This is a genomic window from Ruegeria sp. ABV4_181 (assembly GCF_056158465.1).
On record NZ_JBSWTI010000005.1, the window covers coordinates 28,509 to 42,803 of the forward strand.

12 protein-coding genes and 1 pseudogene are annotated in these 14,295 nt (G+C 54.5%); 7 read left to right on the top strand and 6 right to left on the bottom strand.

From position 1 onward, the window contains the following. Positions 1-235: 235 nt before the first annotated feature. The 3 genes from ACXAC3_RS19050 (at position 236) to ACXAC3_RS19060 (ending at position 4,118) form a co-directional block, all read left to right on the top strand. On the top strand, positions 236-1,867 hold the full coding sequence (locus ACXAC3_RS19050) for a sigma-54-dependent Fis family transcriptional regulator (protein ID WP_475163777.1): 1,632 nt from the start codon (positions 236-238) through the stop codon (positions 1,865-1,867). Between the two features lie 148 nt (positions 1,868-2,015). Next, on the top strand, positions 2,016-3,815 hold the full coding sequence (locus ACXAC3_RS19055) for an NAD(P)-binding domain-containing protein (RefSeq protein ID WP_475163779.1): 1,800 nt from the start codon (positions 2,016-2,018) through the stop codon (positions 3,813-3,815). Between the two features lie 3 nt (positions 3,816-3,818). Then, positions 3,819-4,118: a hypothetical protein gene (locus ACXAC3_RS19060; protein ID WP_475163782.1), complete on the top strand. Its 300-nt coding sequence runs from the start codon at positions 3,819-3,821 to the stop codon at positions 4,116-4,118. A gap of 59 nt (positions 4,119-4,177) precedes the next feature. Here the strand turns inward: ACXAC3_RS19060 and ACXAC3_RS19065 are convergent, their stop codons facing one another. Next, positions 4,178-4,672, bottom strand: a complete 495-nt coding sequence (locus tag ACXAC3_RS19065) for a hypothetical protein (RefSeq protein ID WP_475163784.1) — start codon at positions 4,670-4,672, stop codon at positions 4,178-4,180. A 254-nt stretch (positions 4,673-4,926) separates the two neighbouring features. Between ACXAC3_RS19065 and ACXAC3_RS19070 the strand changes: the two are divergent. Then, positions 4,927-5,557: pseudogene (locus ACXAC3_RS19070) on the top strand (tyrosine-type recombinase/integrase). Positions 5,558-5,757: 200 nt separating this feature from the next. Then, positions 5,758-7,146 carry an adenylate/guanylate cyclase domain-containing protein gene (locus tag ACXAC3_RS19075; protein WP_475163786.1) on the top strand — a complete coding sequence of 463 codons (1,389 nt, stop codon included), beginning with the start codon at positions 5,758-5,760 and terminating at the stop codon, positions 7,144-7,146. A gap of 199 nt (positions 7,147-7,345) precedes the next feature. Here ACXAC3_RS19075 and ACXAC3_RS19080 read toward each other — a convergent pair whose 3' ends face one another. The 3 genes from ACXAC3_RS19080 to ACXAC3_RS19090 form a co-directional block, all read right to left on the bottom strand. Beyond that, a complete protein-coding gene (locus ACXAC3_RS19080) occupies positions 7,346-7,753 on the bottom strand; it encodes a universal stress protein (protein WP_475163788.1) in 408 nt (135 codons plus the stop codon). Positions 7,754-7,813: 60 nt separating this feature from the next. Continuing rightward, a complete protein-coding gene (locus ACXAC3_RS19085; protein WP_475163790.1) occupies positions 7,814-8,263 on the bottom strand; it encodes a phasin family protein in 450 nt (149 codons plus the stop codon). A 133-nt stretch (positions 8,264-8,396) separates the two neighbouring features. Then, positions 8,397-8,660 (bottom strand): hypothetical protein, encoded by a 264-nt coding sequence (locus ACXAC3_RS19090; protein WP_475163791.1) that lies wholly within the window; start codon positions 8,658-8,660, stop codon positions 8,397-8,399. A gap of 469 nt (positions 8,661-9,129) precedes the next feature. Here ACXAC3_RS19090 and ACXAC3_RS19095 point away from each other — a divergent pair, with 469 nt between their 5' ends. Both ACXAC3_RS19095 and ACXAC3_RS19100 read left to right on the top strand, forming a co-directional pair. Continuing rightward, on the top strand, positions 9,130-10,350 hold the full coding sequence (locus ACXAC3_RS19095) for an APC family permease (RefSeq protein ID WP_475163793.1): 1,221 nt from the start codon (positions 9,130-9,132) through the stop codon (positions 10,348-10,350). A 48-nt stretch (positions 10,351-10,398) separates the two neighbouring features. Further along, entirely contained in the window at positions 10,399-12,015 is a 1,617-nt protein-coding gene (locus tag ACXAC3_RS19100; RefSeq protein ID WP_475163795.1) for an MFS transporter, read from the top strand. A 9-nt stretch (positions 12,016-12,024) separates the two neighbouring features. On the opposite strand, the gene ACXAC3_RS19105 is transcribed toward ACXAC3_RS19100, so the two are convergent. Together ACXAC3_RS19105 and ACXAC3_RS19110 are read right to left on the bottom strand one after the other, a co-directional pair. Continuing rightward, the gene (locus ACXAC3_RS19105; RefSeq protein ID WP_475163796.1) at positions 12,025-13,599 is read right to left on the bottom strand and encodes a trypsin-like peptidase domain-containing protein; all 1,575 of its coding nucleotides are present in this window, start codon (positions 13,597-13,599) and stop codon (positions 12,025-12,027) included. 151 nt (positions 13,600-13,750) lie between these two features. Further along, positions 13,751-14,254, bottom strand: coding sequence for an Hsp20/alpha crystallin family protein (locus tag ACXAC3_RS19110; RefSeq protein ID WP_475163797.1), 504 nt, complete (start codon positions 14,252-14,254; stop codon positions 13,751-13,753). Between the last annotated feature and the right edge of the window lie 41 nt (positions 14,255-14,295).

Below are 14,295 nucleotides of genomic sequence, written 5' to 3' on the forward strand. Positions count from 1 at the left end.
TGCTGCGCGTTCAACGAAGGTCAGCTTGACGAGGCAAAGCGCCAAACGTTTGCCCGACGAAATTTGAACATAGGCGCGAAGCCATCCTCATGCTAATTTTAGAGAGGATTTGTAGGGCGGGAAGCTGTTGGATCGCCAGCACACAAAAGAGATTGACCGTGTCTTAAGCGGGTTCGATACAGGGAGAGACCGGCTTGTCGCGGACAGCTGGCAGCGCTGTGTTGAAACCTATGGTATGGATCCCTCACGGCAGGAACCCGCGCATATCCTGCCTGACACCAAATTCCGTGAACATCTGGAGCAATCCGAACGTCTGATCGCAACAGCGCGCTCGGGGCTGCAATCGTTGTTTGCGCAGGTTGCAGGGCAGAACTACGTCCTACTGCTTGCGGATGCAGATGGCGTCTGCGTCGATTTCTTTGGCGACCGGAACTTTGAGGACGAACTCAGAACTGCCGGTCTTCATCTGGGATTCAAGTGGACGGAAGAGTTGGCAGGAACGAACGGGGTAGGGTCGTGCATCGTTACAGGTCAGCCGGTGACGATCCATCAGGGGGATCATTTTTCGATCACGCATACGCCGCTGTCTTGTACGGCAGCGCCTATTTTCGATACCAAAGGTGGTCTTGCGGCTGTTCTGGATGTTTCATTGTTGCGTGGACCTTCGCCTAAGGCGTCGCAGAATCTGGCCATGACATTGGTGACGAATTCCGCCCGTCGCGTCGAGATGGCAAACCTGATGGCATCGACTAGGCGCGATTGGGTCCTGCGCTTTTCAGCCAGCCCCGAGTTTCTTGAGGTCGATCCCGAAGCAGCGGTTGCCGTGGACGGCAGCGGCAAGATCATCGGTATGACCTCGGGGGCCCGACGCGCACTGGACCCGGACGGTTCGGGCCACCTGATCGGGTCGCAATTGCAGGACTGGCTTGAAATCAGTGTTGATGACATGCCGGAGTTCATGCGCGGCAGACCGTCCGAAGACCGCGTTCTGCACCTCAAGGACGGGCGCGCGCTCTATGGTCATGCCGTTGCGCCACAGACGTCGCAGATGACGGCGGCCCTGCGCACGCGAGAACAGGTTCTGCCCGGAGCACTTGGCAGTTTTGCGGGGCCGGATGCGGACCTTCAGCAGCTTTTGAACAATGCTGCGCGTCTTGCACCGACCAGCCTGCCGCTTTTGCTGACCGGTGAAAGCGGCACGGGCAAGACCAAACTGGCGCGTGCGATCCACATGGCCGATCCTGCGAGACAGGATTTCCACACAGTGATCTGCTGCGATACCGAGACATTCGATTTCTGCCAAACCATCGACCCCGGCACGCTGTTCCTGCGCGGTGTTGAAGACCTGAGCGAGCCTGCACAGGCCTCTCTTTTAGCAGTGCTTGAGCGGCGGGCTGATCTGAGGATCATTGCCTCATGTCGGCAGCCCCCGGCGGGATTGCAGGGCGGTCTGCGTGAAGATTTGCTGCACCGGATTGCGGGGGCCACATTTTCTCTGCCGCCTTTGCGCCACCGGGCGGATCTGGATTGGCTGATTGATCGCCTGCTTCGACGGTTTGCAAGCCATGATATTCACCTGTCGACAGTCGCGCGCGCCGATCTGAAATCACGACTATGGAGCGGCAATATTCGTGAACTGGAACATCTGCTGCACAGCGCGGTCGCCCTGTGTCAGGACAACATCATCGACTTGACGGATTTGCCAGCCCCGGCGCTCGCCCCTGCGCAAAAGCTGGACTCAGATGATTTGGAAGCACTGCTGCGTGCTTGCGATTGGAACATGTCTCAAGTGGCGCGACGCCTTGGCGTGAACCGGTCGACAATCCTGCGCCGTGTGCGAAAGGCCGGGCTTATTCCACCTGCATAAACGCACATGCCTTCGTGTTACGCCCTTGTTGCGCGCGCAACAAGTCTTGGTGTTTTTGGCCTAGGTCAAGCGTTGAGCCGCCAAATCGACTTGCCCGAAGGGCCGCGGATTTGCCAGCCTTTTGCACCGTGGAGATAGGGAGGATGAAATGCTCGACACAACACTCTCGGATCAGGTGCAGGGGTTCCTGGATGACTTCGGTGCGGCTTTGTCCCAAGGCGATATTGATGCCGCCTGCGATATGTTTCAGGACGATTGCTATTGGCGCGATCTGGTCAGCTTTACCTGGAATATCAAAACGGTCGAAGGCAAGGCGCAGGTGGCAGATATGCTCGCGCATCAGTTGGCCACAACCAAGCCGAGCGGTTGGAAAATAGCCGAAGGTGAAGTGCCCACTGAAGACGGCGGAATAACCACCGCATGGATCGAGTTCGAAACCGAAGTGGCACGCGGCTATGGGTTAATCCGCCTCAAGGATGGCAAAATATGGACCTTGCTGACGACGATGGTCGAGCTGAAAGGTCATGAAGAGCCCAAAGGGTTCAACCGCCCACTTGGGGCCAAGCATGGTGCGGGCAAACACAGGACCACATGGGCGGAAGAACGGGCCCAGGAAGAGGCTGAACTGGGCTACAAAACACAGCCCTACTGCGTCATCATCGGCGGTGGTCAGGGTGGGATCGCCATGGGTGCGCGGCTGCGACAGCTCGGCGTCCCGACGATCATCGTTGAACGGAATGACCTGCCTGGCGACAGTTGGCGTAATCGCTACAAATCCCTCTGCCTGCATGATCCGGTCTGGTATGACCATCTGCCTTATATCAAGTTCCCGGAAAACTGGCCCGTGTTCTCGCCCAAGGACAAGATCGGCGACTGGCTTGAGATGTACACCAAAGTGATGGAGCTGAATTATTGGACGCGCACGACGGCCAAATCCGCCACCTTCGATGAAGACAAGGGCGAATGGACCATCACGGTGGACCGGGATGGCGAAGAGGTGGTGTTGCGGCCCAAGCAGCTGATCATGGCGACGGGTATGTCCGGCAAGAAACGCATGCCTGATTTTCCGGGTATGGATGTTTTCAAGGGTGAGCAGGCACATTCCTCGGAACACGACGGGCCGGCCAGATGGGCAGGCAAGAAAGTTGTCGTGGTGGGGTCCAACAACTCGGCCCACGACATCTGCGCCGCGCTTTGGGAAAACGATGCCGATGTGACAATGGTGCAGCGGTCCTCGACGCATATTGTCCGCTCGGACACCCTCATGGAAATCGGACTGGGCGATCTCTATTCTGAACGTGCGGTGCGGTCTGGCATGACAACCGAAAAGGCCGATCTGATCTTTGCATCGCTGCCCTATCGCATTCTGCATGAATTCCAGATTCCGGCCTATGCCGCGATGAAAGAGCAGGACAAAGAGTTCTATGATGGTCTGGAAAAGGCCGGGTTCTGGCTGGATTGGGGCGACGACGACAGCGGGCTGTTCATGAAATACCTGCGTCGCGGATCGGGCTATTACATCGATATCGGTGCCAGCCAGTTGATCATTGATGGCGAGATCAAGCTGAAACGCGGTCAGGTCACTGCGCTTGATGAAACCGGAGTTATCCTTGATGACGGCACGCATCTGGATGCCGATCTGGTGGTCTATGCGACCGGGTATAACTCGATGAACGGCTGGGTCGCAGACCTGATGGGTCAGGATATGGCAGATCGGCTTGGGAAATGCTGGGGTCTGGGCTCTGACACAACCAAGGACCCGGGACCCTGGGAAGGCGAGCAACGCAATATGTGGAAGCCGACACAGGTTCCAAACCTTTGGATGCATGGTGGAAACCTGCATCAGTCCCGGCATTATTCACAGTTCCTGTCGCTGCAAATAAAGGCCCGGTTGGAGGGTATCCCGACGCCTGTCTACGGCCTTCAAGATGTGCATCACCTCAGTTAAAGCATGCGCTACAACCAAGAAGTGGACTTTCAATTTATTCGATTGAAAGTCTGCTTTGGGCCGCTCGTGAAGGTGGCCCAGCAGAGTGGAACGCCGGATGCTGCAGCGCCTCCTATGACCGCGAAGAGCCCGAAGTGTGAATTTGGATTTTTTGCTGCGCTCGCTCGCAGCACGAAAATCGCCGCGACCGCATCATTTTTCAACGCCGCTGTGCGGCGTAAAGAGTGGCCATTCATTCGGGATGCAACGAGATTGTATGCGGCAATCTACAGGCTGCGGAAAAACCTGCCTATCAATTCATAAACCTAATACCCGAACTAAGGCTGAGAGCCGACCTACATCGCGAGGTATTTTGATGCTCCTTACCTTACTTGAAGTTGGCGCATAAGGACCTCAAGCATCTTTTGTGCCTCAGATGCATCAAGCCGACCGTGCTGCAACAAAAACTCTGCGACATCTCTATCTGTGTACCGCCCTGTAAGTACGTCATCGCGCAAGATTAGCTTTTGGCGCGCAAATTCGGCGGCGTTATCGTGGCAAATAATGCATTTTTCTTTGAATAGGCGGCCAGATTGTTGGATAAACTCGAACTGCTGTATGAGCACATTGACTTCTTCGTCTGACAACTTGCCGTGTCCTGCCTTCAGATAGTCAATGACGGGGCGACCAGAAGCTTTTCCGACAATGCCACTTTCAGACACAATCAATTTTTCGGAGACAAAATCTCCTGCATGCGGCAGGTGACAAGACGCACAGTTTTCTTCGTAGATCAGATGTGGATTCGACTGCTGGGCAGTCGAGGAAATTGCCCAAACTCCAAGACCGATTGCTATGCCAATTTGGACAAACCGGTTCATGTTCCAAGCGTCCGAGTAATGCGATGACAATCCATTGTCAGAATAGGCGAATTTGAAGTGTCGATCCTTGACAAGTGTCAACTTGTAAGCAGGCTGGCGCTTTCTCGGTAGGTTTGGGCTCGGAGCGGCCCAATGCGTCTGCGGCGTTTCTCAACGAACAGGCAATCGGACAACGGCCGTTCAAATCACAAGTAAATTGAGGCGTCAGCGCTGTGCTGATGTCTGGGCCTGGCGGGAGGATTGGAGGGCGCACTATGCCAAGAGTCCAACTTCCCGCTGTCACCTCGAAACGAAGAGCCTGGAACAAGGGCCGGATCATTGGCCAGAAACGACCGCTGTTGCCGAAACAGGTCTGGGCGATCCGCGCGCCTCGAGCTGGCGGGCAACCTGCGCGATCTTGCGCTGTTCAACGTGGCAATTGATAGCAAGCTTCGCGGATGCGATCTGGTGAAACTGGCCGTCACCGACCTAGTGAGGGATGATCGCGTTCGCGAACGCGTGTCCGTGATCCAGAGCAAAACCAAGCGGCCTGTTCAGTTTGAACTCTCTGAAAACACGCGGGATACCATTGCCGCGTGGATCAAATCGCCGGAAATGATGGGCTGCCGTTTCATGTTTCCGAGCCGGTTTCATGACCGCCTGCATATCTCGACCCGCCAGTATGGCCGACTTGTGCGGGATTGGGTGGCCGCGATTGGGCTGGAAACGAGCGGATACGGCACCCATTCGCTGCGCCGGACCAAGGCGGCAGAAATTTACCGGAAAACGGGAAATCTCAGAGCGGTTCAATTGCTGCTTGGACACACAAAGGTCGACAGCACTGTCCGATACCTTGGCGTCGAACTTGAAGACGCCCTGAGTATCGCCGAACAAATCGACATCTGAACTATGTTGGCGGGCGGCACATGCCGTTCGCCAATCCTGATCGGACCTATGGTCGCGGCGCAGCAGTGTTACGGATTGAGCCCAAACTACTCAGATATCGCACTGCGGCGAATGTCCTGTTCTCAAACCGCAGCCAGATGTACTCCGCTTCTAGTCCGTGACGACGACCGCTATGCTGTTCGATATCGGAGGGAAGCGGTGTGACGCATCTTCAGAAACCCGTAACGGCTGATCGTGCAGTTGTAGAGCGCGCGCAAGGACAGCTGACGCGTCGCAACGAAGACAGATTTGCCGAGGCAGAGCAACAGGGTCTTTTGCTGGCCGCGAAGGTTCGAACCACAGCACTTTGTATTGTTTTGATCTGGGTTGCGATAGACACACAAAACCGCGGTGCCAGCTTTCTCTATGATATTTCTCAGGTTGCAGTATTCGCGGTGCTTGGAATCTTGCAGTACTTTTCAGCCAAGCATAGCGCGAATGCCAGTGTAATGAACTATGTCTTCGTTGCCATCGACTGTGCTTTGCTGGCTTTTATCTCCAGCACTCCAAACCCTTTCGTTGAATACAATTTACCACCTGCGATCCTGATGAATGGAAGCCAGTTCACCTATTTCTATCTCTTCCTGATGCAGGCAGCATTCAGCTTTCGCCCAAGCCTGGTTCTCTGGTGCGGCTTTTGCATCGTTACAGCGCGCACAGGAATGCTGGTTTGGTTTGTGAGCCAACCTGGCGCCTATACCAACCTTGATCTTAGTGAACGCACTGTGGAGGACTTTTTGATGGCGCGCTCTGATCCGAATTTCATCTTTCTGGGATTTTGGGCTCAAGAGATCATCGTTTGCTTGCTTGTTACTGCTGGCCTTGCCGCCTTGGTGCGTCGCTCTCGGTGGCTTGTAGAAAGTCGAATTCGTACGGAGCGGTCACGCTCCAATCTTGCACGCTACTTTTCGCCAAACGTTGTGGACCGTCTCAGTAGTGCCGAGGACAGCTTTGGCGAGGCGCGTGAACAAGACGTCGCTGTCATGTTTGTTGACATCATCGGGTTTACCACCATGTGCGAGAACGACGCACCTGGCGATGTCGTTGATTTCTTGCGCGGGTATCATGACAGGTTGGGCAAGGCAGTTTTCGAGAACGGAGGCACACTGGACAAATATCTGGGCGACGGGCTGATGGCGACCTTCGGGACACCAGAGCCCAGTGAGAACGACGCCAGAAATGCACTTCAATGCGCCTTTGACATGCTTGAGGCATTGAGCATCTGGAACCGTGACAGGAGTGCCGAAGGGCTTCCTCCGGTACGCATTGGGATTGGCATCCACTTCGGTCCCGTTATCTCAGGTGACATCGGAAACCGACGCCGTCTTGAATACAGTGTCATCGGCGATACCGTGAACGTCGCAAGCAGGCTTGAGCAGCTGTCCCGGAAACTAAAAGCCTCTTTGGTGGTTAGCGATTTGTTGATCGAGGCAATAAATCCGACGGACAAGATCGGGCACTCTTTAATCAAAAGATTGGTTCCTGCCGGAGTGCAAGATTTGAGAGGAAGACGCGGAAAGATCGGCGTTTGGACCTACACACCGAAATAGTAAGTGTTTGCGCATGGCTTTGCCATTCCCCTGAATTCAACTTTCGCAATCCATTCAGTCGGACCCGCTCATTGAGCCTATCAGCGCCTTCCATTTCCATATGGTCATGCAGCGTGTGATGATCGTAAAATAACTCCGGTCTGGAAAGTCGACTCATCCACGACGCTTAATCGACGTGCGGCACTTACCACAAACCGACTCAGCGGATAACGTGGACAGAACAATTGGCGTGGTGAACGACCCGGTTCGCAGTTGACCCAATAAAAATGTTCTCGATTCCTGGCTTGTGTGAGGCCAGCACTATGCAATCAATGTCATATTCATCTGCAAAATCAACGATCGCTCGGCCAGCGCTCCCCGAGATAAGCCGCGGTGTCGCGCCCGGTAACTCCGCAGCATTCCTATGTAAGCCTTCCTGAAGTTCTTTTCGCGTATTTGCCAGAACTTCCTCGGGTATCTGAGATGCCACATATGCAGGGATCGGTTCCTGTACATGAAGCACTGTGAATTCCGCATCGGCATTCGCCAACAAACGAGCAGCTTCAAATGAGGCCTGTGTATCGTGATCTTTGTCCAGTGCGACTGGTACCAGAATGTTTTTATACATGTTAGCTACCCTCCATTGCTCCAGCTTCGATCATTCAGGCCTCCGCGGTGATACGGCACTCTAAACCGGTTCGGATTTCGAAGACTTACCCGCTTTCTTTGCTGTGCTTGCAACATCATCTATTGTCTTTTCCACAGCTTCGGCTTCGGTTTCCGCTGCATATGCTGCACATCGGGCAACTGTTTCGAACCATTCCTGAGCGTCAGCCACAAGGCGTTCGGCTGAATGCTTCTGCCACTCTGCTATGGATTGCAGTGCTATCGCCGGATCAGTCGGGTCTGCAGCAGACACCGAGCGCGCAGCTTCTAGCGCGGTTCGAACAGCCTCGTGACGCCTCTCAAACCAATGTTGAGCAAAGGCCTCTGCCTCTTTAAGTGATTTTTCCTGCGTGTCCCAGAATTGCTCAAGCTGAGCGCCTAAAAACGGATTGGCCGTGGTAGTCGGCTGCATCTGCTTGAAAACATCGACAAGTGGGTTGGAGTAACTTGATTTTGGCTTCTCTTCAGGCATTGGAGATTCCTCCTCATCTTCCAAATGCCGAATGTTACCAAATCTCGCAGTAAACAACCTTAATGTAGATCAACCTGTGTCACCAAACGTAGGCAGTGGTGCTCTTCAATCTAATGGCGGCATTTGTACCAACCTACTCGATTTGAATAGACTCCAGATAATAAATCACATTTGCCAACGGCACACCTGCGATCATCGGCTGGCCGTCAGGCATGGTCAGCGCAACTTTTTGATCCGAATCCAAAGCTGGTCCAAAAATGGGCATTTCTCCGCCATGCGCGAGCAATGGTGCGCGACCATCAATTTGACGCGCCACCACCTCAATCGGAAAAATACCGTCGTTTTGGGCTGCGAGCCTCGTCAGATCAGGTGTCCTTATTGCCAGCATCTCCGCCATTGGACCATCTCCAGTGGCCTCGAAACCATGGCATTGCCAACAATAGGTTCTGTAGAGATCGTGCCCGTTTTTAAGGTCAATATCCTGCGCCAGTGCAGCACTTGCAGCAAATATTGACAAAAGAAGTGCGCGACAAACTAGCATCTGTTCCTACTCCAAAGTCAGCATTTCGAGTTGAAAATACGCGATATCGAATGAACGCTACATTGATCTCGCTCATATTCAGCCTTTGAGTACCATCTGGAAAAACCATCACGAAGGGACGGTCGCTTCAGTCGGTTCCGCTTTGTTTAACGGTCTTAGCGGCTAATGATATAGATCAATGCCAAATGAGGCATTACATAGCAAAGTATGAATGTTTCAGCAGAAGTTCGGCATGAGTGGTGACGAGCCCCTGATATATGATCGGGGTGCTTGTTTGCGGCGCAGCTTCAGTACCCAGGCAATTGTCCATCAAGGAGTGAGGTCAATGCATACAGTTGATCCACCGACACCTAAACTCCGGCGCGCGCTAACCACCCCGTTGCTTGCATTATATGGGCTTGGTGTCACCGTCGGCGCGGGAATTTACGTGCTTGTCGGCGCCACCGCCGATATCGCGGGCCCTTATGCTGCGTTTTCGTTTCTTGTTGCAGCGCTCGTCGTGTCGCTGACGGCTTTGTCGTACGCCGAACTCGCGACACGCTATCCCGTAAGCGCGGGAGAGGCGGCATATGTCGAAGCGGGATTTCAAAGGGGCTGGATGGCGGTTCTAATCGGTCTTGCCGTTGCTGCGTCTGGGATAATTTCAGCTTCTGCCGTTGCGATTGGGGCGGCCTCATACCTTCACACCCTGACGGGACTTGGCACCGCATTGCTTACGATCGGCGTAGTGTCGGTCATGGGGCTGATTGCACTCTGGGGCATTACACAATCGGTATATGTAGCAGCAGTGATCACGATCATCGAAATCGCGGGGCTTCTGTTTGTGATTGGTTGGGGTATGTCAGCGCAGGAACCGCAAGGCTATGCGATCAGTGAGATGGTGCCAGGGCTCGATCTCAACACTTGGCGTGGTATTTTTGCGGCATCACTGCTGGCATTTTTTGCCTTTGTTGGCTTTGAGGACATGGCAAACGTTGCCGAAGAGGTAAAAGACCCTATCCGCACAATTCCAAAGGCTATCCTTTTGACGCTCGTTCTGGCGACGGGTCTGTATCTGGCGACCTCAATGACGGTTCTGCTTGTTGTTCCTATCGATACCTTGTCAGCTTCGGCAGCCCCGCTTACCCTGGTTTTTTCGAACGCACCCGAAGTGATCAAACAAGGGTTCGCCGCAGTCGCGGTTGTTGCGACAGTCAACGGCGTCCTGATCCAAATGATCATGGCGTCGCGAGTGATCTATGGCCTTGCCGACCGGGACCATCTGCCGAAAATACTGGCGACTGTCCCGCAGGTAACCCAAACACCGGTCGTCGCAACACTGTTGGTTGTTGCGATAATCCTTCTGCTGACGCAAACTCTGCCAATCGGCATACTGGCGGAACGCACATCCCAGATCGTTTTGGGAGTGTTTGTTTTGGTCAACATCTCGCTGATATTGCTGAAGTCCCGGCCTGGGTCAACTCGGGAACATTTCCGCGTACCTCTTGTTGTACCAATCCTTGGGGTGCTGACCAGCGCCCTGCTTTTTGGTGCCGGATTTCTCTGAGAGGAAAACCGACAGCACAGGGTCACCAGAACGGGGTCCGACTGACGCATGAACACTGACCGATCAACATTTGGAAGGCGGATTTCAGGCTGGTGGCACCGGACTTTCGTTGATCTGGCCGCGCAATTGCAATGGTCTTACCTGCCACCATTGATGGTTTACTTTGCGGCCGGGGTTTCGGGACTAACATCTGTCGTTGGTGCATTTTTTCTTAAGGACTATCTGAATCTATCCGCCGCTTTTGTTGCGGGATTGGCATTCTGGGCTGGGTTGCCGTGGATTCTGAAAATGCCGCTGGGTCATCTGGCTGATCTGTTCTGGCGCTGGAAATCCCTGCTGATTGTCGTTGGCGCATCCCTTATCACGGCGTCATTGCTCATCATGTACAGGCTTGTGGCTGCGCCTGACCAAATGGCCGGCATTATGCCACTAGAGGATTGGTACGTCGTTGCCTTGATGTTGGCTCCTTCAGGTTATGCCATTCAGGATGTCGTTGCTGACGCCATGACAGTCGAAGCGGTGCCGCAATCGGACCGAGACGGACGCGCGTTTACGCCGGAAGAAGTTCGTGCCCGGCACACCACAATGCAGACCCTCGGCAGGATTGCGATCATATCCGGGTTTGCAGGGGTCGCCGCGGTTAACATCTGGATTTTTTCGGGGGCGGAAGATCTGGAGCAAGCCGATCGTTTGGTTCTCTACGGTCAGGTCTATCTCATTGCCCTGGCTATCCCACTGTTGTCTGTCAGTGGAGTGGTTCTTCACGCTCTGATACAGCGTCGCCTCGTTCGTCGAGGGCACCTTCCGCACAGACCAGATCAAACCACCAAAGTCAGGTGGCCGATACTGCTGGGCGGACTTGCGTTTGTTGTTCTCAGCTTAGTGTTGGGAACCGCAAATTTTGCCTTCGCGCAAGAGACCGTTTTTGCGGTGTCGCTCACGGTCATTCTCTACCTTATGTCGCGGTTGCTAAGAGAGCTGAAGCCGAAGCAAGCCAAAGTTCTGATCGGGACGGCGTCAATCATTTTCGTTTTCCGCGCAGTACCCTTGCCGGGGCCGGGCCTGACCTGGTTCGAAATCGACGAGCTCGGGTTTGACGAACAGTTTCTGGCCATTCTTGCGCTTCTGACCTCACTACTTGCTCTGCTTGGCCTGATTATCCTCAGGCCGTTTATTGCAAGTCGTTCGATTGCGCAGGTCGTAGTGTTACTCACGATTGCCGCAGGAGTGCTGGCCCTGCCAAACCTTTCCTTGTACTACGGGGTGCATGAATGGACGGCCGCGCGCACTGGTGGGGTCGTTGATGCGAGGTTTATCGCCATACTCGATACAGCAGTCGAGTCACCGTTGGGTCAGATCGCGATGGTCCCAATGTTGGCTTGGATCGCGCGTAACGCCCCAACACATCTGAAGGCTACCTTTTTTGCAGTCATGGCGTCGTTCACCAACATGGCAATGTCAGCAAGCAGCCTTGGTACAAAATACCTGAACCAGATCTTCACCGTTACCCGCGCGGTTACCGATCCCAGAACGGGTACAGTCGCCTCCGTCGCTGATTATAGCCACTTGGGGAGCTTGCTGATTACCGTGGGCTTGATCTCCGTCATCGTTCCACTGGCTGTGATTTTTCTTGTGCAAAATTCACCTTATCAGACGCGCGATTGAATATGCGGATCAACCGCTTTCATCGAGAAGTGTCTTGAGGTGCGACACCGGAACGCCAATATTCGAGCCGCCAAATTCCGGTAAGATCGCGGCATTGATGGCAACTACCTCGCCGTTTCGGTTCAGGGCAGGTCCGCCGCTTCCGCCGGTTGTGGTTTCCGCATCATAAACGACCGCACCAGGGCTGGTCTGAGCGACGATCCCCCGGCTGGCCAGAGGCCGGATCTTGTTCTGCTCTGAAAGGTGTTTTGCAATCGTCCAGAAATCGACGGTGCCATCGCTCTCAAGCGTTTTCAGAAAGTCCGGCCCGGCCTGCACAATCAAAGCCTTGAGGCCAGTCGGAAATCCAAGCAGGAAAACTTCTTCACCTGCGCGCGGCGGGTCAGGTGCCAGCGAAAGCCCAAGTCCTTGAACACGGTTCGCATCAACGGAAAGAAGCGCCAGATCGGCCGTTTCGGTTGTCTTATGCAACACCGCCTGCATCGGACCCGTCTGTTCCGGCAAATAGACCAGCAGGCTAAGCATCTCGGCCTCAAGCCCTGCGGCCTTCAGGGCCTGCGCCCGATCCCCAGTAGTCCAGGGCAAGGCGACATGACGGTTGGTCACCAACAGAGAGGTACCATGCAGCAGAAACCCGGTTCCGGTGAACTGAAACTCTGCCGGCGCGCCTGTTGCATCCGGTTCAATCCATGGTTTCCCGAATGGAGTTTTTAATTTCTCCCCGTCCGGGCCAAGCACATGCCGCAGCAATTTACCGCTTTCGGTTTGTCGCAATCCGTAGGCCCCTTGGATAAAGGCAATGGATCGCGTCGAGGCCGTGACTACCCGCCTGGACGCACCTGCACGGTCTTCCAATGTCCCAAGGCGCTGCTCGGTGGAAATTACCTGGTTGTCAAACGCCTCTCTGAGCGCGACCAGATCATCCGCCGTCAATGCATCTTCTCGTGTCTGCGCGAGCATCACGGCGACCGCCTCGATCTTGAGAGATTCCTTTTTAAGGCTGTCCGCCAGCTTCCGGTCGTTTTGAAAAAGCAAATAGCCAAAGGCAAAGATTAGAAGAAGTACACCAATAACGGTAACCCTGAACAAAACCGTGGTTTGTGAGGCCAGCCGACGCCCGCCTTCGCGCAGCGCACCGGACATTTTTCTGGCGAAGGGTCGTCGGCTGGAGCGCGTATACACATAAGCGTCACTTATTATGTCTTCGACCGTGTGATGTGCAGGGAATGAGTGGTCACACACCCTGTAGCGCGACATGGGGCCCTCTTCACCGAATTCAATCATGTCGCCATGCCCAAGAATTGTTGAAGCGGTTTTTTGACCGTTGACCCAGATTTCCCGGCCGGGCAACGCGTTTAGCGTGTAACCGCCTTGCGACCACTGAATGGTCGCCACGTCTTCGTCATGCGGGGGCAAATCCTCTTTCCGCCTGAACTTCAGGATACGATCGGGACCCACCGAAGCAGCCAAAGCGTTGCCGACAAGCCAGGTAACGGTTCCGCGGGACGGCCCCGTCATGCTCTCCAGAAATGCACGGACTTCGCCCGTTTCACTTTCCACATCGCTTTTGTCATGCGTCCGCATCGTCCATCTCAGTTCTCTAGCGCTATTGGCACATTATCATGCGCAGCAGTGAAACCGCTATGGCGGGCAATAATGCATGCATTCAGAAGAACGCCGAGCTTCCGCATTGGCTGCCCGGATCACGATGATTTTGCGTATTCCGCCAATGCGCCTATTTCGATGAGACCTTAATCTTCCGGCTGGGATCCTGAGGTTCGGTTTTCGGCATCGTGACGTGCAGGACACCTTTGTCGAACGCAGCGGAAATCTCCTCGATATCGACTGCATCAGGCAGCGTCATTGTCCGAGTAAAACTGCCATAGCTTCTCTCACTAACGCGCAGATCGCCCGCGTCATCATGCGTGACCTTCTTCTGGCCTCGTAGGGTCAATCTGCGGTCCTTGATTTCGACTTCGACATCGTCTTCTTCGAGGCCCGGCAATTCAGCGGTGAGAATTATCGCCGCATCCGTCTCGTGGATGTCAATCGCCGGCGAAATCGCACCCGTCATGTCCAACGACGGGAAGCCCGTGCGTTGCGCAGCTGTTTCCAGCGGCAGGAATGGCGCTGCGCCCCCGAAAAAGCGCGACATCATGGATTCCATTTCACGTCGAAAATTATCAGACAGCGGATGTGTTCCAGCAAACAGTTGCGGGTTTTTTTTGTCTTCAAGCATTTTCTGATCCTCCTCCTTTGATGCGATTGGGGGAGGCGGAA